Raw genomic sequence first — 18,297 nt, 5'->3', positions numbered from 1 at the left:
ACCCGATGTCGTCGCGGAGGAAGGGTGCTGTCATGGGGCTTGCGCTGGTCGGGCTGCAGGGACTCGTGTTCCTCGCGGTGGGCGTGAGCGCGTTCCTCGCCGAGCCGTGGTTCGAGGGCTCGCTGTGGGCCGGGACCACGCTGATCCTGCTGGGCCTGCTCGGCATGTTCTGGGCGGGCAAGGACCTCGGGCGCGCGCTCACGCCGATGCCGATGCCCAACGGCGAGGGCCTCGCCGCGGGCGGGATCTACGGCTACGTGCGGCACCCCATGTACACGGGGATCATGGCGATCGCGGTGGGCATGGCGGTCGGGTCCGGACGGTTCTGGACCCTGGTGGCCACCGTGGTGCTGGTGGCGTTCTTCGAGGTGAAGACCCGGGTCGAGGAGCGGTACCTGGTCGAGGCGTACCCGGGCTACGCGGAGTACGCCGCGCGGACCGGGAAGTTCCTGCCCGGGATGGGCAAGCGCGCGCCCCGGTAGGCGGCGCGTCCGCGCGGTTTCGAGACGCGCGATCCAGCTCGCCGGCGAATCGCATCGTCGTGCCCGTGACACCGCAGGTACCCGCGTGCCACGATGGCCGTGTGATCGAGTTGCCGACGCTCTACCACCTCGCCACGCCGGACGCGTGGGATGCCGAGGCGTCGGACGACTACACCGTCTCGACCCTCGGCCGCTCGCTCGCCGAGGAGGGGTTCATCCACCTCAGCCTCGCGCGCCAGGTCTCGGGCGTCGCGGAGGCGTTCTACGCGGGCCGGGACGTCATCCTGCTGGCGCTCGACCCGCATCGGCTGAGCGCGCGCGTCGAGTTCGAGCAGGTGCCCGGCGTCGACGACGCGTTCCCGCATCTCTACGGTCCGATCCCGCGCGCCGCGATCCTCTCCGCGACGCCCGTGCCGTTCGCGCAGGACGGCGCTCACGACTTCACGGGGCTCCTGCCGGAGCCCCTGTAGCGCGTCAGCCGACGGTGATGCGGACCACGCGGTCGTCGCCCTCGGCCGCCTTGCCGCCGTCGGTGTTCCCGGTGAGGACGTAGAGCATCCCGTCGTCGCCCGTGAGCACGCTGCGGATGCTGCCGAGCCCGTCGAGCAGCACGTGCGGCTCGCCCGTGGTGTCCTCGGTCAGCGGCAGGCGCCACACGCGGTCGCCGCTCACGGCCGAGACGTAGATCCCCTCGTGGGTCGCGGCGATGCCGCCCGGGGTGGCGTCCGCGGGATCCCAGACCGCGACCGGCGCGGTGACCTCGCCCGCCGTCTCGCCGAGCCCGGTGCCCGACGGCAGCCCGAGAAGGCCGTCGGAGGCGGGCCAGCCGTAGTCGCCGCCCGCGACGATGAGGTTGAGCTCGTCCGAGGTGTCGCCGCGGTCGCTCGCGTACATGCGGCCGTCGGCGACCCAGGCGATCCCGGTGACGTCGTGGTGGCCGAGCGACCACACGCGGGAGCCGAACGGGTTGCCCTTCGCCCCGGCGCCGTCCCGGTCGCCGCCGTTCGCGACCACGCGGAGGATCTTGCCCGACAGCGACTTCGTGTTGACCGCCTGCTGGGGCCGGCCCGCGTCGCCCGTGCCGATGTAGAGGAATCCGTCGGGGCCGAAGGCGAGGCGGCCTCCGTTGGCCTCCTCGCCCGCGGGGATGCCGTCGACGATGACGGTCGGCTGGCCCAGCAGCTCGTCGTGGAGCTCCATGCGCACCACGGCGTTGTCGTCCGCGCGGGTGACGTACGCGTACACGTAGGTGGTGTCGCCGGGCAGCACCGCGATGCCGAGCAGCCCGCCCGAGTGCTCCGCGTTCGCCATCGACCGCAGGGCCTCGACGCCCGGGCCGTTGAGCGAGGTCGCGATGCCGGCGCGGACGCGGCGGATGGTCGCGGTGGTGCGCTCGCTCACCAGGAGAGAGCCGTCCGCCATGGTCACCATCGCGGAGGGCGTGGTGAGGCCCTTGGCGACGACCTCCTCGGTCAGCACCGACGCCGTGACGGGGCCGCCGATCTCGGTCGGCAGCTCGACCGGGTCCGCCGTGGTGCTCGGGACGGTGCCCGAGACGATGCGCGAGGCGCTGGGCGCGGACTCGCCGGCGTCGGCCGAGGAGCAGGCGGTGAGGGTGAGCGGCAGGGCGCACGCGAGCGCGACGATGCGGGAGGAGAACGACATGGCCCGCCCAGGTTAGGCACGCATCACGACGTTGTAAAAGTTGACACTGTGCGAACCGTATGCGTGCCCCGGGGGGGTACGCCGGGAGGTTGCGGCTCAGCCCAGGACGAGGCGCCTGAGCGTGGTCAGCGGCACCGCTCCGTAGCCGAGCACCGCGGTGTGGAAGGCGCGGATGTCGAAGCCGGGGCGGCGCTGCGCCTCCTCGCGGATCGCGAGGATCTCGAGCCGGCCGACCATGTACGCCAGCGCCTGCCCGGGGAGGCCGATGTAGCGGTCCACCTCCTGCTCGATGTGGTGGCGGTCGAGGGGGGAGTGGGCGAGGCAGTACTCGATCGCCTCCTCGCGGCTCCAGCCGAGCGCGTGGATGCCCGTGTCGACCACGAGCCGGCACGCGCGCAGCGAGTCCGCGCTCAGCATGCCGACGCGCGCGAGCTCGGACGTGTAGAGCCCCATCTCGTCCGCGAGCCGCTCGGTGTAGAGCCCCCACCCCTCGGCGTACGCGGTGCTGAAGAGCTCGCGCTGCACCACGTGGAGTGACGCGTTCTCGGCGTGCAGGGCGAACTGCAGGTGATGCCCGGGGATGGCCTCGTGGTACGCGATGGCCTCGAGCTCGTACGTCGCCCAGGCGTGGGGGTCGGAGGTCTTGAAGTAGAAGTCGCCCTCCTTGCCCGTCGCGAGCACGGGTGCCGAGTAGTACGCCATCGCCCCGAAGTCGGTGGCGTGGCCGAGGCAGCGGGAGCGCGGCATCGTCGCGAACCACGCGGGCGACGCCTCCTCGGCGCGCGCGAGCGCGGCCTCCGCGTCGCGGACGATGTCCTCGGCGCTCGAGTAGCGCAGCGCGTCGTCGTCGCGCAGCCGCGCGTAGATCTCCGCGATGTCGTCGGTGCCGAGCAGCGGGCCCGCGATGGCCCGGTACTCGTCCTCGAGCCGCGCGACCTGCGCGAGGCCCAGGTCGTGGACCTCCTGCGGGGTGAGGTCGAGCTGGAGGTGCGACCACATGCGGTCGCGGTAGACGGCCTCGCCGCCGGGCAGGTGCACCAGGCCGGGCTTGTCGTCGGGCAGCCCGCGCTCGGCGAGGGCGCGCAGGCGGTCGGCGAAGCGGGCGACGCCCGCGTGCACGTCCTCGGCGACCACCCGGTCGCGCTCGCGGACCCAGGAGTCGCGGGACGCCTCGTCCAGGTCGGACGGGGGCGCCTGGGCGATCATGCGGTCGGAGCCCTCGCGGGCGGAGCGCAGGTAGTCCTCGGCCGAGGCCGCGGTGTCGCGCAGGTGGCGCTCGACCGCCACCCGGCCCTGGTCCGCGGCGTCCTCCGCGACGTCGAGGAGGTCGTCGAGGAAGCGGGGGAGATGGCGCAGCTTCGTGAGGTACGCCTCGCCGTGCGCGGCCGTGCGCAGCGGGAACGCGTCGACGAACGACAGGACGGTCTCCCACGCGCCCATCCGCGGGTTGAGGTGCATGAGCTCCGGCTCCCACGCGAGGTGGAGCGCGGCCGAGCGGGCGTGCGAGACGATCGTGTCGCGCAGCGCGAGCGCCTGGAGGTCCTCGCCCGGGTCGATCGCCTCGGCGGCGAGGGCGTACCCGAGGAGCCGCTCGTGGGCCGCGGCGCGGCCCTCGACGGAGACGTCGTCCCACTCGGCGAGGTGCTCGATCCGGCCGTCCCACATGAGCATGAGAGGGCTGAGCCCGAGGGCGTAGTCGTAGTACTCGTCGGCGAGCGCGGTGAGGTCGGTCATGGGCCTGACGCTACAACCGGATCGAGGGTGCGGACGTTCAGGTCACGTCGCCGTCGGACTCGAGCAGGGCGATCCAGTTGTCGGCAGGGTCCTTGAACCAGGCGACCGAGGGCATCCGGCCCTCGGGGTCGCGCGCGATGCCGTCCTCGTCGGTCCACTGGAGCCGCTCGAAGGTGATGCCCTTGCCGCGGAGCTCCGCGACCGCGGACTCGAAGTCGTCCACGGCGAAGTTGAGGACCGTGTGCGAGGCGGGGGCGTGATCCTCCTTCTCGTAGATCAGGGTCGTGCCGCCGCCGGGGTGCAGGAGCCGGAGCATCGGCCCCATGCCCTCGTCGTCGTACGCGCGGATCTCGAGACCGAGCGTGCCGCCGTAGAAGTCGCGGGCCTTCGCCACCGAGTCCGTCGAGAAGCTGCCGAACGCCATGCTGTCGCGGAGCATGCGAGCCTCCTGCGCGTCGCGAGGGGACGGGCGACGTCCGACGCGCGGGGCGCCGCTCGCGTCCAGTGTGCGCCCGCGGAGCGCGCGGCGCAGGTCGGCGTCACTCGCCGGGCAGCGGCATCGCCTCATGCACCTCGATCGAGCACCCGCCGGGCATGGTGAGGTGCGGATGCGCCTGCGCGAGAGCGACCGCCGCATCCATCGAGTCGGCCGTGAGGATCGTGTAGCCGGCGACCTCCTTCGTGGACAGCGAGACGCCGTCGGGCTCGACGTGGATCCCGCCCCCGAGCGGCGTGCCGAGGTCGATCAGGGCGTCGCCGACGCTGTCGGCCCAGCCGTACCAGGCGTCCATCATGTTCTGGACGTCGTCGGGATCCGGGGGAGGAGCATCGGCCGGCATCGGGGGTGCGTGGTAGATGAACACGTACTTCGGCATGGGCTGATCCCCCTCACGGGTCCGGGCGCCCGGCGCCGTCGCCGGGCGCCCCTCCAGTGTGCGCCGGGACGATGCGCGGCGCGCGGCGGGTGGCGTCGGAGGGTCAGACCTCGCGGATGAGGCCGGCGGCGTCGCGGTCGTAGCGCTCCGCGGCAAGCACCATCACGAGCTCCTCGGCGCTCGCGATGACGGCGGGTGCGGCGACGGCGAGCGCCAGCGGCACCCCGGCGCGGCCGCGCGCCAGGGCGGCGGTGGCGCCGACCGCGAGCACGCCTCCGGAGAGCTTGTTGAGCCGCGTGTGGGCGATCGACCACATCCCGAAGCGGGCCCGGGTCACGGCGAGGGTCACGCCGCGCAGCGCGACCACGGTGCCGACGGCGGCCCAGCCCGCCCGGGGCATCGTCACCCCGCGCGCGAACGCGACGGCCGCGCCCGCGACCAGGACGCCGTCCGCGATCGAGTCGAGCCGCGCGCCCTGGTCGGACGCCTCGCCGCGTGCTCTGGCGCACGGCCCGTCGAGCAGGTCCGATACGGTGCCCGCCGCGATGAGCGCGAGCGAGCGTGCGCCGCGGGGAGGCGCCATCGCGAGACAGAGGCCGATCGGGACGCGCGCGAGCGAGAGCACGTCCTGCGGCGTCGGCCTCATGCGATCGAGCCTAGGGGGCGCCGTGGAGCCGGCGCGGGGTCGCGGGACGCAACCTCGCCCGCCCGTCGCCTGTTGTCGGAGCGGGGGACGGGGAGGTGCCATGGCTCGGGATCTGCACGACGAGCTCGGCGGTGTGCTCGACGACGAGAGCCGCGAGGGGACCCAGCGCCAGACGGTGGACACCGACCTCTACCTCCGCGCGGTCGTCGCGTCGCGCTCGGCGTCGCGGGCCAGGCGGCTGGCAGCGGTCGCATGCGCGGTCGCGGCGATCGCGGTGGCGGTCGCGATCCTCACCCGGCCCGGGGATCCCGTCCCTGCCGCGCCGGAGCCGTCGCCGAGCGCGGCGGCCGCGACCGGGCCGCTCGCCGTCCCGGACGCGCGTCCGGGCGAGGCCGGCTGGACGGTCGCGGGCCTCACGATCGACCCGCGGGCCTCGGCACGCCCATCGTCGATGCTGGTCGGTGCGCCGTTCGCCGACTCGCAGTTCTGCCTCGCGCTCGATGCGTTCGGTCGGCTGCTCGGCGGCCTCGACGGGACGCGAGCGTGGCATCCCGGCGGCTTCGTCACGGAGGCCGGCGCGACCCTCGACCTGCACGTGCGGACCTTCGCCGATGCGCGCACGGTGCAGGAGTACCTCGACGAGGCACGCGCGATCGCCCGCCGGTGCGCGGTCGACCTCGACGGCACGCGGATGGAGGCGACCGTCGCCGCGGAACCGGGCGGTGCGGAGGGGGAGGCGTGGCTCGTGTTCGAGGTCCGCGTGGGCGAGCTGCCGGCCGAGGTGTGGAGGCTGCGGCTGCAGGTCGACGGCGCGACCGTGGTCGCGGCGATCGTCGAACCCGGCGCGAAGGACGCGTCGAGGCGCATCGTGGAGGAATGGATCGCCGCGGGTCCGAGGTGACGGACGGGCCCGCACAACCGATCCGGCGCGTCGCCTGTTGTGAGCATGGACGGACCTCGGGGCCGTCGGGGGAGGGATCATGGGGAGCGTGACCCGCGCAGGGCTCATCGGGGCCCTCGGCATGGCGGCCGGGCTGATCGCGGCATGCGACCCGGTCGACCCGGCCGAGCCGGGAGCGTCCGCGAGCGCTCGCGCGTCGAGCGCGGATGCCGTCGTCGGACCCGCGGACGACGAGGCGCTCGTGGACCTGCTCGGCAGCTTCGCGCCCAGCATCGACGGCTACGTCGCGCTCACCGGGACGCGGAGCCGGCCGAGCCCGGTCGCCGCGTACGTGGTCGACGCGCCCGACGTCGTCGAGCCGTCGTCCTGCACCGCCTTCCACCTGGCGAGCACGCTGCTCACCGACGCCGACCTGGGAGCCGCCGCGCGCGACCTGGAGTTCGCCGTCGGCTGGTTCTTCCCCGGCGGCGTCATGCCGGACGAGCCGCCGTTCGTGCCGAGCATCGAGGTCTACACGCGCGTCTTCGCCGACCCGGAGCTCGCCGCGGGGGTGCCCGACGCGCTCATCGGGTCCGGCTGCGACGCCTACCTCCGCACCGCGACGTGGGACGACGGCTCCAACACCCTCGAGCACGAGGTCGCGAACGTCGGGTGGGTGAGCCTCGAGGGCCTGTCCTCGCCGACGGTGCGGATCGCGTGGGCGGGCGGCACCGCCACCAACTACGACGCTCAGGGCGAGCTGGTGCTGGCCGAGACCCGCGAGGCCTGGGACCAGTACGTGCACGTCGACGGCGTGAACGCCATCTCTATCGAGACGGCCGGTCTCGAGGACGAGGCGATGGTGGCGGATCTCATCGCCCAGTTCCTCGACCACATGGCCGGCGGGTGACGGGGCCGGGGGAGCGAGGGATGATGGACGGACGGTGCAGGCGGCGGGAGGGCGGCTCACCATGAAGGCGTGGCAGGGCGTGCTGGACACGCTCGTCCGCGAGCGACGGAGCAGGCTCGTGGGCTACGCCTACCTGCTCGCGGGGGACCGGCCCACGGCCGAGGACCTCGTCCACGACGCGATCATCCGCACCTTCACCCGCGCGCGTCGGCTCGATGACGTCAACCGTGCCGAGGCGTACGTGCGCCGGACCATCCTCACGCAGTTCCTCAACCGCAAGAGCTCGCAGGAGGTCGCGCGCTCCAAGCAGCACCTGCTGATCGAGCGCGACGCCGCTCCCGCGGACGAGCACGCCGGCGAGCACGACGCGGTGGTGCTCGCCCTGCGCGAGCTCCCCGCGCGCCAGCGCGCCTGCGTGGTGCTGCGCCACGTCGAGGAGCTGACGACCGCAGAGACGGCCGCGCGCATGGGCGTCTCGGAGGGAGCCGTGAAGCGCTATCTCCACGACGCGGTGGCGCACCTGCGCGAGTCTCTCGGAGACCTGCGCCTGACCGACGAGGGCCGCGAGAGCATCGCCGTGACGGCGCCGAGAAGGGGTGGACGATGACCGACGACCTCAGGAACGCCCTGCTCGGCTCGCTCGACGAGGAGGCGCGTCGCTACGCCGCCGACCACCCGGAGCCCGACGCCCGAGCGTACGAGCGGGAGATCGCGCCGCGTCGCCGGGCCCGGCGCGCGGTCGAGGCGACGGGGCTGCTCGCGGTCGTGGCCGTGCTCGCGGTGACGGTGACGCTCATCGCGCATCCGCGTGCCGCGGTGGATCAGGCCCCGCCCGCCGCGACCTCGACGGCCGCGCTCCTGGAACGCGAATGGCTCGTCAGCGAGGCGGTGGTCGACCCCGAGGGGCGTGCGGCCTCGCTCGCCGAGAGCTGGGGCGGCGCGATCGCCGAGCTGCGGGGCTGCGCGGCGCTCGACACCTACGCGACGCTGTCGGGGCGCTCCGACCTGGGCGGCGAGTCCGTCGCGCTCGGCGCGGTGTCGAAGCGGCGGAACGGGGGGTCCGAGGCCGCGGGCGTCGACGAGGTGCATGCCCGGGCGTTCGCGGGCGCCGAGGAGGCGACCTCGTACCTCGAGGAGGCGGTCGCGGATGCGCAGTTGTGCGCCGACGCGGCGGCTGCGCAGGGGATCGCCGTCACCGTCGCCGATGTCGGGATCGGTGCCACCGAGGGCACAGGAGTGCGCATCGACGTCGCGTTCGCCGAGGTCGATGCGCCCGTCTGGTCCCTCTGGCTCTACGTCCAGGGCCCGGAGGCGCTCGCGGTCGTAGTCGAGCCCGGTGCCGACAGCCTGGCGCCGGACATCATCGTCGCGTGGTTCACGGCGGGTGCGGGATGACCGCCGTACCGATGCGCCTGCGCGCGGGTCTCGTCGTCACGGCGGCAGCGTGCGCGCTCGCGGCCTGCGACCCGTCGGAGACCGGCGAGCCGGGCGGCTCGCCGACGCCGAGTGCGGTCGGCGACGTCGCGGCACCCGACCCCGTCGACGACCCGGTGCTCAAGCGGCACCTCGCGGAGTTCGACCGCGAAGTGGAGATCGCCGGAATGGGTGTCCCCGCGGACTGGGGGAGCCCCGTGGACTCGGCCTCCGGATACCTCGGCGGCGGCACCATCGTGGTCGAGCCCGCGGCATGCGCGGAACTCGACCAGGCGATCGGCCTGGGCACCGATGCGGACCGCACCGCAGCGGCGGGCGACATCGTCAACCCGGTCGGTCCATTCTTCCCCGGCGGGGTCGAGCCCACGGACGCCCCGCCGGAGGCGGGGGTTGCCATCGTCACCAGGGTCTTCGCCGACGAGGCGCTCGCGGCATCCGTCCTCGCGAGCCTGCTCGAGGCGGACTGCGACGCGTACGCGACCACGTCGACGTGGGACGGGGGCTCCTCCGAGCGATCCGTCGAGATCGTCGGCGTCGACGAGGTGGTCCTCGACGGCCTCGGCGCCGCGACCGTCAGGATCGGCGAGTCCGCCGAATCGTTCGTGCTCTACGACGAGGACGGGAGCGTCGAGAACGAGGGCGACCACGACCCGTCGCGCATGTACGTCCACGTCGAGGGCCCGTATGCGATCCGCGTGATGATCTTCGGAGTCGACGACGAGGAGGCCGTGGTAGCGGACGTCATCGCGACGTTCCTCGCCCACATGGCGCAGGCGTGACGGGACGTGGCGCCACGGCGACGGTCCCACCGGGGCCCCGGTACACTTTCTCCCAGCAGCGTCGACCCGGCCATCACCGGCGAGCTTGCGGAAGAACGGGCCTCGCGCCCCAGTAGAACCGCACGGGCAGCCCGTCACAGCGACAACGAGCGGCCGCCGTCCCCACGCCAGGGTGCGGAGGCAAGCGGGGTGGTACCGCGCATCGTCCCTCGGGACGGAGCGTCCTCGCATCACTGAAGATCGCCTGGACCACCACGAGGAACGCATGACGAACCCGCGCTACCCCCTCCACCGCACGTCCGAGCCCGGCGCCCACGCCGAGGTCCCGCCGTCGCCGCACTTCCCCTCGATCGAGAACGACGTGCTCGCGTACTGGGAGGCGGACGGCACGTTCCAGGCGTCCATCGACAACCGTCCCGCGGAGACCGAGGACGGCAACAACGAGTTCGTCTTCTACGACGGCCCGCCCTTCGCCAACGGCCTCCCGCACTACGGCCACCTCCTCACCGGCTACGCCAAGGACGTGGTGCCGCGCTTCGAGACGATGCGCGGCAAGCGCGTCGAGCGCCGCTTCGGCTGGGATACGCACGGCCTTCCCGCCGAGCTCGAGGCCGAGCGCATCCTCGGCATCACCGACAAGTCCCAGATCGAGGAGATGGGCATCGCGGCATTCAACGAGGCCTGCGAGTCCTCGGTGCTGAAGTACACCAAGGAGTGGGAGGCGTACGTCACCCGCCAGGCCCGCTGGGTCGACTTCGAGAACGACTACAAGACCCTCGACGTCACCTTCATGGAGAGCGTCATCTGGGCCTTCAAGGAGCTCTACGACAAGGGTCTCGCCTATGAGGGCTTCCGCGTGCTGCCGTACTGCTGGCGCGACGAGACCCCGCTGTCCAACCACGAGCTGCGCATGGACGACGACGTCTACGCGATGCGCCAGGACCCGACCCTCGCGATCTTCCTGCCGCTGACCGAGGGCTCGATCGCCGCATCGTCCCTTCCCGGGGAGGCGAAGGAGGCGCTCACGGGCGCGTCCGTCACCGTGTGGACCACCACGCCGTGGACCCTGCCGAGCAACCTCGCCGCGGCCGTCGGCCCCGAGATCGAGTACGCCGTGGTGCGCCCGACCGAGGGCGCCTTCGCGGGCAAGCCGATGGTGCTCGCCACGAGCCGGCTGGGCTACTACGGCCGCGAGCTGGGCGAGGGCTTCGAGACGCTCACGACGCTCACCGGCGCGCAGCTCGCGGGCCTCGCCTACGAGCCGCCGTTCGCGCACTTCGCGGGCCGCGACAACGCGCACCGCATCCTGGTCGCGGACTACGTCACCACCGAGGACGGCACCGGCATCGTCCACCTCGCCCCGGCCTTCGGTGAGGAGGACATGAACGTCTGCCAGGAGGCGGGCATCGAGCCGGTCATCCCGATCGACTCGAAGGGCCGCTTCACCGCGGAGATCCCCGAGTACGAGGGCCAGCAGGTCTTCGACGCGAACCCGCTGGTGATCAAGGATCTCAAGGAGGCGGGCATCGTCCTGCGCCACGAGACCTACGACCACAGCTACCCGCACTGCTGGCGCTGCCGCAACCCCCTGATCTACCGCGCGGTGGGCTCGTGGTTCGTGCGCGTGACCGAGTTCCGCGACCGCATGGTCGAGCTCAACGAGGACATCACCTGGGTGCCCGAGCACATCAAGCACGGGCAGTTCGGCAAGTGGCTCGAGGGTGCGCGCGACTGGTCGATCAGCCGCAACCGCTACTTCGGCACCCCGATCCCCGTGTGGGTCTCCGACGACCCCGCCTTCCCGCGCACCGACGTCTACGGCTCGCTCGAAGAGCTCGAGCGCGACTTCGGGCGCCTGCCGCTGGACGACAAGGGGGAGCCGAACCTCCACCGTCCCTTCATCGACGACCTCACGCGCCCCAACCCCGACGACCCGTCCGGGAAGGCGACGATGCGCCGCATCAGCGACGTCTTCGACGTGTGGTTCGACTCGGGATCCATGCCGTTCGCGCAGGTGCACTACCCGTTCGACAACCGGGAGTGGTTCGACACCCACAACCCCTCGGACTTCATCGTCGAGTACATCGGCCAGACCCGCGGCTGGTTCTACGTCATGCATGTGCTCGCGACCGCGCTGTTCGACCGCCCGGCCTTCACCACGTGCATCAGCCACGGCATCGTGCTCGGCTCCGACGGCCGCAAGATGTCGAAGTCGCTGCGCAACTACCCGGACGTCAACGAGGTCTTCATGCGCGACGGCTCCGACGCCATGCGCTGGTTCCTCATGTCCTCGCCGATCCTGCGAGGCGGCAACCTCATCGTCACCGAGGAGGGCATCCGCGAGGGCGTCCGCCAGGTGCTGCTGCCGCTGTGGTCGACGTATTACTTCTTCACGCTGTACGCCGGCGCCGCGAACGGCGGCTCCGGGGTCCTGGGATCGCAGGTGGACGAGAGCCAAGTCGCCTCGCTGCCGGTCATGGACCGCTACGTGCTGGCCAAGACGGCGGAGCTGGTCCGCGACGTCACCGCGCAGATGGAGGCCTTCGACGTGCCCGGCGCGTCCGAGTCCCTGCGCCAGTTCATGGACCTGCTCACCAACTGGTACGTGCGCACCCAGCGCGACCGCTTCTGGGACGAGGACCAGGACGCGTTCGACACGCTCTACACCGTGCTGGTGACGCTCACCGGGCTGGCGGCGCCGCTGCTCCCGCTCGCGACCGAGGAGATCTTCCGCGGGCTCACGGGCGAGCGCTCGGTGCACCTCACCGACTACCCGGTCGCGAACGCCGCGTGGGACGACGAGTCGCTCGGCGGCACGATGGACCAGGTCCGCGAGGTCGTCTCCGGCGCCCACGCGCTGCGCAAGAAGGAGCAGATCCGCGTGCGCCAGCCGCTCTCCGGCCTCGAGGTCGCGGTCGAGGCTCCCGAGACGCTCGTGCCGTACGCGGACCTCATCGCGTCCGAGCTCAACGTCAAGGAGGTCTCGCTGGTGACGGTCGAGGAGTTCACCGCGGCCAACCCGGTCGAGCGTCGCCTCACCGTCAACGCCCGCGCGGCCGGCCCGCGCATCGGCAAGGACGTGCAGGCCGCGATCAAGGGCGCGAAGACGGGCGACTGGAGCGAGGTCGACGGCGTCGTGACGTCCGGCGGGATCGCGCTGGTCGAGGGCGAGTACGAGCTCGCGACCGTCATCGGCGGGGGAGCGGACGAGGCCTCGGCGGCCTCGGTGCTGCCGGGCGGCGGCTTCGTGCTGCTGCGCACCGCGATCACGCCCGAGCTCGAGGCCGAGGGCTTCGCGCGCGACCTCATCCGCGCGATCCAGGACGAGCGCAAGAACGCGGGCCTCAACGTCTCCGACCGCATCGTGCTCACGCTGACGGTGCCCGCGGAGCGCGTCGCCGCGGTCGCGACGCACCAGGAGCTCATCGCGGGCGAGGTGCTCGCGGTCGAGGTCACGGTCACCGAGGGCGCCGATGTGGCCGTGGAGGTCGCGAAGGCCTGACCCGCTCGCACGGCCGGCTCGCCCTGAGCGGCCGTCCTCCACACGGATTCTGCAACCTCCGACGCATCACCCCAGGTGGGCGTCGGAGGTTGCAGCGTTTCCGCGGCGGATGGGGCAATCTGTGTGGAGGGGCGCATCGAGCGCCGCGCGAGGAGGAAGCCATGACCACGCTGATCGACACCTTCGAGCTCCGGGAGGCCCTCGCGTCGTCCGCCCCGCCGCGCCTGCTCGACGTCCGCTGGTCGCTCGCGCAGCCCGACGGGCGAGCGGACTTCGAGACGGCGCACATCCCGGGCGCGGTCTACGTCGACCTCGACACCGAGCTCGCGGACATCGGCGATCCCACCCGCGGCCGCCATCCTCTGCCCACCCGTGAGGCGCTCCAGGCGGCCGCGCGCCGGTGGGGGCTGAACGACGGCGACGAGGTGGTGGTCTACGACGCGAAGGAGTCCTACGGCGCCTCGCGGGCCTGGTGGCTGCTGCGTCACGCAGGGGTCGCTCACGTGCGGATCCTCGACGGCGGCCTCGCGGAGTGGCGGGTCACCGGCGGCGAGGTCGCGTCCGGCGCGGCGACGGTGGAGCCCGGCTCGATCACCCTCGACTGGGGGCGCATGCCCGTGATCGACGCCGACGCTGCGGGGGAGTGGCCGTCGCACGGCTTCTTGCTCGATGCGCGCGTTCCCGAGCGCTTCCGCGGCGAGGTCGAGCCCATGGACCCGGTGGCCGGGCACATCGCGGGCGCGATCAACGCCCCGACCGCGGAGAACCTCGCCGAGGACGGGCGCTTCTACGGCCGCGGCGGGCTCGGCGAGCGCTTCGCGGACTTCGGCATCGACGCCGGCGACGAGGTCGCGGTCTACTGCGGCTCGGGGGTGACGGCGGCGCATGAGATCGCCGCGCTCGAGATCGCGGGCTTCCACGCCGCGCTGTACCCGGGCTCGTGGTCGGAGTGGTCGAACCAGGGCCGGCCGGCGGCGACGGGGGAGCAGTCCTACAGCAGGCTCGGGCACCCGCTGCCGGCGGAGCGCATGCCCAAGGCCGCGGCCCGCAGGCAGGCCGCGCACGAGCCGACCGCGTAGCGGCGCCGCGAGGGCGGGTCAGCCTCCCGCGAGCATGTCCGCGTTGACCGCGTCCGTGAGCTCCCGGTCCACCGGGTACGCGCGCCCGTCGAGCTCGCGGATGGGACGCAGCAGCGTGACGGAGTCGGTGAGCCACAGCGCGTCGGCGTCGACCAGCTCCTCGGCGCGCACGTCCCGATAACTGCAGGTGAGCCCGCGCGCCGCGAGCGACGCGAAGGCCGCGCGCTGCGCCGTGCCGTGGAGCAAACCGCCCTCGATCGCCGGCGTGATCACCTCGTCGCCGCGCCTCATGAGGACCGTCGCGCGCGGCGCCTCGAGCACGTAGCCGTCGGTCGTGGTGAAGATCGCATCGTCGGCGCCGCGCGACCTCACATGCCGCAGCGCGGCCATGTTGACCGCGTACGACAACGTCTTCGCGCCCACGAGCAGCCACGGCGCCTCCGCGCCGATGCCCCGCGGATAGCCGCGCGAGAGGGTGAGCACCGCGATGCCCTCCGTGCGCTCGCGCGACATGTCGGGATAGACGTCGGCGTACGCGAACGCGGTCGGCGGCGCCTGCGGGACGCCCTCGGCTCCGCGCGTGTAGACCACCTTGCACAGCGCCGTCGCGGGGGCCGCGTCGAGCCTGTCGAGGAGCGTGCGGACAGCGAGCGCGATGGCGTCGCGCAGCACGCCGAGGTCCGGCGCGGGAAGGTCGAGCATCGCGGCGGACTGCGCCAGGCGCTCGAGGTGCGGCTCAAGGTCGTGCATCCGACCGTGGTGCACGCCGACCGTCTCGAAGACGCCGTCGCCTCGGGTGAGGCCGGTGTCGGTGACGCCGATCACGGCATCGTCCGGGTCGACGAGGCGGCACGAGCGCCCGGGCATCCCCGACGCCGGCGCACCGCAGATCACGAGTGTGGGCATGGTGACCTCCTGAACCGCCACGGTAGCGCGCCGCGCGCGACGGGACGATGCGAGCGGCGAGCGGTGCTACGGGGAGGACGTCTCCACGGCGACGACGTGGGTCGGCTGGTCGGGTGCGCGCTCCGACATCTCCTGGCGCTGCGCGGCGATCGCGATCGCGACCAGCGCGACGCCCAGCAGCGCCACCGACGCGATGATGCCGAGCACCGCCGCCGTGCCGAGCCGGTGCTTGCGCTCGCGAGGGGCCTCCGGGGCGGTCGCGAGGCGCGAGTGCTCCGTCCAGGCGGCGCCGTCCCAGTAGCGCAGGAATCCGGGATGGCCGGGATCCGCGTACCAGCCCGCGACGGGCTGCGCGCGCGCCGACCACGACGGTTCGCTCACGACACCCCCTCAAGCATCTGCGTCAACCGTGCGCCCCAAGGTACCGTGCGCGGGGCCCCCTGTCATCACGCGTCGAGGGGGGCGAGATAGGCGTGTCATGCCTGTTGAGGAGGGTTTGTTCAGTCTGTGACGTCGACGACCGCGACGGCCTCGGGGGCGGGGTTCGCGGGCTCGATGCGCGAGTCGCGCACGGTGAGCCCGCCGCCCTCCGGGTCGTGCTCGATCGAGGGTCCCGCAGGTGCGGAGTTGCCGACCATGAGCGCCATCGAGACCTCCGCGTCGGCCTCGGAGTTGCGGACGAGCAGGCCGCCGCCGGCGACCTCGGCGGTGTTGTCGACGAGGGTGCTTCCCGAGACGCGCAGGGGCGCGTCGACCACCGCGAGCGCTCCGCCGCTGCCGCAGGCGTTGCCGACGAAGGCGGAGCCGCGCACCACCACGGCGGCGGTCATCCCCTGCGCGAGGACGGCGCCGCCGGTGCCCGTCTCCGCATCCGCGCAGCTGTTGGAGTCGAGCGTCACGGCGCCGAGCGTGAGGCGGCCTCCCACCATCGCGATCGCGCCGCCCCCGCCGAGGCCGAGCGGGTCGTCCGCCACCGCGGGCGCGACCCCGCCCTCGAGCTCGATGCGGGTGAGCACGAGGTGCGGGCCGGAGGCGCCGTCGCATCCCGCGCCGTCCTCGGCGCATCCCCGGGCCTCGATCAGGCGCGTCGCACCTCCGCCGACCAGGGTGACCTGGCCGCCGCCGTCTATGCGCAGCCGGCCGACGGGCGGCCCCTCCGGATCGCATCCCGCCGTCGCGCACAGGGCGAGAGGCTCGTGCAGCACGATGCGCGCCTCGCCGCCGCAGTCGAAGCTGACGAGGCCGCCCCGAGCCGCGGCGCGCGCGAGGGCCGCGGCCGTGCACGAGGCCGAGGTGCCGTCGCCCACGACGGTGCGCCCGCGCGCGGTACGCACGACCCCGGTCTCCCCCGTGGCGGTGGCGGCGTCCGCGGGGATCACGCGGGTGGCGGCGGCGAAGTCCCTGGTCGGCGCCTCGGCGGAGGCGGTGATCGCAGGCTCGACGGGCACCGCGGCGCGCGCCTCGGGGACGTCCGCGGTGAGCGACGGGTGGGGCGAGTGGCGGCTCGGGTCGGGGGGCGCGGTGCAGGCCCCGAGCGCGACGAGCAGCGTCGCTGCCGCCGCCGATGCGAGCCACGTCCTCCCGGTGCGCATGCCCCGAGGGTACGGGACGAATCGGACGATCCGGTACACGTCGGCGTGTCGCGGCGCGGCGTGTCGGCGCGGCCCTGTTCATCCACCTGTAAACTATGCGAAATTCCTGGTAGAAAGGTGATTTTGAACGTCCGCGCCACCGGGTGGCGCGAAGTGTCATGAGCACCCGTTCTCGTGCCGCACAATTGCTTCTCGTGACAACGGATGTCTTCCCCGAACTGAGCCTCGCCGAGGCCGAGCGCGAGATCGACGCGCACATCTTCTCCCGTACGCCCGAGGCCGATCATGAGGCCAAGCTGCTGCGCGTCGCGCAGGCGCTGTCGCTGCTGGGAGACCCGCAGCGGTCGCTCGACATCATCCATGTGACGGGCACCAACGGGAAGACGTCCACCAGCCGCATGATCGAGTCGCTGCTGCGCGCCCACGGGCTGAGCACGGGGCTCTTCACCTCGCCGCATCTCACCACGCTGCGCGAGCGCATCATGATCGACGGCGCTCCGCTCGCGCAGGACGCGCTGGTGCGCCTGTGGCAGCAGGTCGCCCCCGTGATCCACTCGGTGGATCAGGCCTCGCTCCAGCGCGGCGGCCCGCGCATGAGCTTCTTCGAGGTGCTCACGGTCCTCGGCTTCGTCGCCTACGCGGACGCGAAGGTCGACGCCCTGGTGCTCGAGGTCGGCATCGGCGGCCTGCGCGACGCGACCAACGTCGCCGACGGGCGCGTCGCGGTCCTCACCCCGATGGCCCGCGACCACGACAAGTACTTCACCGGCGGGCTCCCCGGCATCGCGCACGAGAAGTCCGGCATCATCAAGCCGGGCGCGACCGTGGTGAGCGCGCTCCAGCAGGACGAGGCGGCGCAGGTGATCGTGGCGGCCGCCGCGCACCGCGGCGCGTCGGTGTTCTGGGAGGGCGCGCACCACTCCGTCGCCGCGCGCCGGGTGGTCCCGGGCGGCCAGGTGGTGACGCTGCGCACCGCGGCCCGCAACTACGTCGACGTCTTCGTGCCGCTCCACGGCGAGTTCCAGGCGCAGAACGCGCTCATCGCGCTCGCCGCGACCGAGGCGTTCATGGGCGACGGAGTGCCGCGCGCGCTCAGCCTGCCCGCGGTCGCGCGCGGCTTCGCGGGCGCGACGTCGCCCGGCCGCATGGAGGTGGTCTCGGCCGAGCCCACGGTGATCGTCGACGCCGCGCACAACCCCCACGGCATCGCGGCGCTCGCTGACACGCTCCGGGAGACCTTCACCTTCGACCGCCTCGTGGGCGTGGTGGCCGTGCTCGCGGACAAGGATGCCGGGGGCATCCTCACGGGCCTCGCCGACCTCATCGACGAGGTGGTCATCACGCAGACCCGCTCGCACCGTGCCGCCGATGCGGAGGATCTCGCGGCCCACGCACGCCTGGTCTTCGGGCCCGAGCGCGTGCGCGTCGCGGCCTCGGTCCCCGACGCGGTCCAGATGGCGACCACGCTCGCCTCGGAGGCCGACGGCGAGGCGGGGGTCCTCATCGCGGGCTCGATCACCCTGGTCGGCGAGGCGCGTCGTCATCTCCAGGCGACGCACCTGCCCGTCACGGTCGACGCCCGCACGGTGGTCGACGCCGCGGATCCCGCGGACGTGCCCGTCGAGGGCTCGCCTACGCTGCCGTCCGAGCGCACGCAGGGCGATGGCGCGGGGGAGCCGGGCGCGATCCCGGCCTGACGCAGACGTGACGATGCGCCGGCGGCCCGGGTGCGGGCGGCCGGCGCATCGTCGCGTTCAGGCGGCCGGCGCGGCGACCCGCGGGGACGCCGCGACGCGCGCCGCATCGGCGGCCC

18 protein-coding genes are annotated in these 18,297 nt (G+C 73.1%); 10 read left to right on the top strand and 8 right to left on the bottom strand.

Annotation, left to right across the window (positions count from 1 at the left end; genetic code table 11):
* The first annotated feature begins 32 nt into the window (after nt 1-32).
* On the top strand, nt 33-482 hold the full coding sequence (locus TR42_RS13375; RefSeq protein ID WP_052406143.1) for a methyltransferase family protein: 450 nt from the start codon (nt 33-35) through the stop codon (nt 480-482).
* 101 nt (nt 483-583) lie between these two features.
* Nucleotides 584-952: a DUF952 domain-containing protein gene (locus tag TR42_RS15155; RefSeq protein ID WP_201770807.1), complete on the top strand. Its 369-nt coding sequence runs from the start codon at nt 584-586 to the stop codon at nt 950-952.
* Between the two features lie 4 nt (nt 953-956).
* On the opposite strand, the gene TR42_RS13365 is transcribed toward TR42_RS15155, so the two are convergent.
* The 5 genes from TR42_RS13365 to TR42_RS14480 form a co-directional block, all read right to left on the bottom strand.
* A complete protein-coding gene (locus TR42_RS13365; RefSeq protein WP_042216747.1) occupies nt 957-2,147 on the bottom strand; it encodes a PQQ-dependent sugar dehydrogenase in 1,191 nt (396 codons plus the stop codon).
* Nucleotides 2,148-2,243: 96 nt separating this feature from the next.
* Entirely contained in the window at nt 2,244-3,881 is a 1,638-nt protein-coding gene (locus tag TR42_RS13360) for a DUF885 domain-containing protein (protein ID WP_042216745.1), read from the bottom strand.
* 37 nt (nt 3,882-3,918) lie between these two features.
* Nucleotides 3,919-4,320 (bottom strand): VOC family protein, encoded by a 402-nt coding sequence (locus tag TR42_RS13355; RefSeq protein WP_042216743.1) that lies wholly within the window; start codon nt 4,318-4,320, stop codon nt 3,919-3,921.
* A 100-nt stretch (nt 4,321-4,420) separates the two neighbouring features.
* Nucleotides 4,421-4,756: a YciI family protein gene (locus TR42_RS13350; protein WP_052406141.1), complete on the bottom strand. Its 336-nt coding sequence runs from the start codon at nt 4,754-4,756 to the stop codon at nt 4,421-4,423.
* 103 nt (nt 4,757-4,859) lie between these two features.
* Nucleotides 4,860-5,402, bottom strand: coding sequence for a CDP-alcohol phosphatidyltransferase family protein (locus TR42_RS14480; RefSeq protein ID WP_052406136.1), 543 nt, complete (start codon nt 5,400-5,402; stop codon nt 4,860-4,862).
* A 100-nt stretch (nt 5,403-5,502) separates the two neighbouring features.
* On the opposite strand from TR42_RS14480, the gene TR42_RS13340 reads away from it, so the two are divergent.
* The 7 genes from TR42_RS13340 to TR42_RS13310 all read left to right on the top strand — a co-directional run bounded on the left by TR42_RS13340 (nt 5,503) and on the right by TR42_RS13310 (nt 13,986).
* Nucleotides 5,503-6,303, top strand: a complete 801-nt coding sequence (locus tag TR42_RS13340) for a hypothetical protein (RefSeq protein WP_042216740.1) — start codon at nt 5,503-5,505, stop codon at nt 6,301-6,303.
* Nucleotides 6,304-6,382: 79 nt separating this feature from the next.
* Entirely contained in the window at nt 6,383-7,192 is an 810-nt protein-coding gene (locus TR42_RS13335) for a hypothetical protein (protein ID WP_042216739.1), read from the top strand.
* A 34-nt stretch (nt 7,193-7,226) separates the two neighbouring features.
* Entirely contained in the window at nt 7,227-7,799 is a 573-nt protein-coding gene (locus TR42_RS13330) for a sigma-70 family RNA polymerase sigma factor (protein WP_161786649.1), read from the top strand.
* Complete coding sequence (locus TR42_RS13325; RefSeq protein WP_042216737.1) at nt 7,796-8,587, top strand: hypothetical protein; 792 nt, start codon at nt 7,796-7,798, stop codon at nt 8,585-8,587. Before TR42_RS13330 ends, TR42_RS13325 begins: the two co-directional genes overlap by 4 nt.
* Nucleotides 8,584-9,405 (top strand): hypothetical protein, encoded by an 822-nt coding sequence (locus TR42_RS13320; protein ID WP_042216734.1) that lies wholly within the window; start codon nt 8,584-8,586, stop codon nt 9,403-9,405. Before TR42_RS13325 ends, TR42_RS13320 begins: the two co-directional genes overlap by 4 nt.
* Nucleotides 9,406-9,670: 265 nt before the next feature.
* Nucleotides 9,671-12,907, top strand: coding sequence for an isoleucine--tRNA ligase (ileS, locus tag TR42_RS13315; RefSeq protein WP_042216733.1), 3,237 nt, complete (start codon nt 9,671-9,673; stop codon nt 12,905-12,907).
* A gap of 161 nt (nt 12,908-13,068) precedes the next feature.
* Nucleotides 13,069-13,986, top strand: coding sequence for a sulfurtransferase (locus TR42_RS13310; RefSeq protein WP_074789412.1), 918 nt, complete (start codon nt 13,069-13,071; stop codon nt 13,984-13,986).
* Nucleotides 13,987-14,004: 18 nt separating this feature from the next.
* Here the strand turns inward: TR42_RS13310 and TR42_RS13305 are convergent, their stop codons facing one another.
* The 3 genes from TR42_RS13305 to TR42_RS13295 all read right to left on the bottom strand — a co-directional run bounded on the left by TR42_RS13305 (nt 14,005) and on the right by TR42_RS13295 (nt 16,484).
* On the bottom strand, nt 14,005-14,892 hold the full coding sequence (locus TR42_RS13305) for an aminodeoxychorismate lyase (RefSeq protein ID WP_042216731.1): 888 nt from the start codon (nt 14,890-14,892) through the stop codon (nt 14,005-14,007).
* A 66-nt stretch (nt 14,893-14,958) separates the two neighbouring features.
* Complete coding sequence (locus TR42_RS13300; protein ID WP_042216729.1) at nt 14,959-15,273, bottom strand: DUF2510 domain-containing protein; 315 nt, start codon at nt 15,271-15,273, stop codon at nt 14,959-14,961.
* A gap of 119 nt (nt 15,274-15,392) precedes the next feature.
* Nucleotides 15,393-16,484, bottom strand: coding sequence for a hypothetical protein (locus TR42_RS13295; RefSeq protein WP_042216726.1), 1,092 nt, complete (start codon nt 16,482-16,484; stop codon nt 15,393-15,395).
* A 194-nt stretch (nt 16,485-16,678) separates the two neighbouring features.
* Here TR42_RS13295 and TR42_RS13290 point away from each other — a divergent pair, with 194 nt between their 5' ends.
* Entirely contained in the window at nt 16,679-18,181 is a 1,503-nt protein-coding gene (locus TR42_RS13290) for a bifunctional folylpolyglutamate synthase/dihydrofolate synthase (protein ID WP_074789409.1), read from the top strand.
* Nucleotides 18,182-18,297 lie beyond the last annotated feature (116 nt).

It is taken from the genome of Demequina mangrovi, assembly GCF_000759715.1.
Taxonomy (GTDB): Bacteria; Actinomycetota; Actinomycetes; order Actinomycetales; family Demequinaceae; genus Demequina; species Demequina mangrovi.
This window is presented reverse-complemented; position numbering and strand designations above follow the sequence as displayed.

Coding starts and splice junctions, on each gene's coding strand:
- TR42_RS13375 (WP_052406143.1), top strand. CDS start 33: ATGGGGCTTGCGCTGGTCGGGCTGCAGGGACTCGTGTTCCTCGCGGTG.
- TR42_RS13365 (WP_042216747.1), bottom strand. CDS start 2,147: ATGTCGTTCTCCTCCCGCATCGTCGCGCTCGCGTGCGCCCTGCCGCTC.
- TR42_RS13360 (WP_042216745.1), bottom strand. CDS start 3,881: ATGACCGACCTCACCGCGCTCGCCGACGAGTACTACGACTACGCCCTC.
- TR42_RS13355 (WP_042216743.1), bottom strand. CDS start 4,320: ATGCTCCGCGACAGCATGGCGTTCGGCAGCTTCTCGACGGACTCGGTG.
- TR42_RS13350 (WP_052406141.1), bottom strand. CDS start 4,756: ATGCCGAAGTACGTGTTCATCTACCACGCACCCCCGATGCCGGCCGAT.
- TR42_RS14480 (WP_052406136.1), bottom strand. CDS start 5,402: ATGAGGCCGACGCCGCAGGACGTGCTCTCGCTCGCGCGCGTCCCGATC.
- TR42_RS13340 (WP_042216740.1), top strand. CDS start 5,503: ATGGCTCGGGATCTGCACGACGAGCTCGGCGGTGTGCTCGACGACGAG.
- TR42_RS13335 (WP_042216739.1), top strand. CDS start 6,383: ATGGGGAGCGTGACCCGCGCAGGGCTCATCGGGGCCCTCGGCATGGCG.
- TR42_RS13325 (WP_042216737.1), top strand. CDS start 7,796: ATGACCGACGACCTCAGGAACGCCCTGCTCGGCTCGCTCGACGAGGAG.
- TR42_RS13320 (WP_042216734.1), top strand. CDS start 8,584: ATGACCGCCGTACCGATGCGCCTGCGCGCGGGTCTCGTCGTCACGGCG.
- ileS (WP_042216733.1), top strand. CDS start 9,671: ATGACGAACCCGCGCTACCCCCTCCACCGCACGTCCGAGCCCGGCGCC.
- TR42_RS13310 (WP_074789412.1), top strand. CDS start 13,069: ATGACCACGCTGATCGACACCTTCGAGCTCCGGGAGGCCCTCGCGTCG.
- TR42_RS13305 (WP_042216731.1), bottom strand. CDS start 14,892: ATGCCCACACTCGTGATCTGCGGTGCGCCGGCGTCGGGGATGCCCGGG.
- TR42_RS13295 (WP_042216726.1), bottom strand. CDS start 16,484: ATGCGCACCGGGAGGACGTGGCTCGCATCGGCGGCGGCAGCGACGCTG.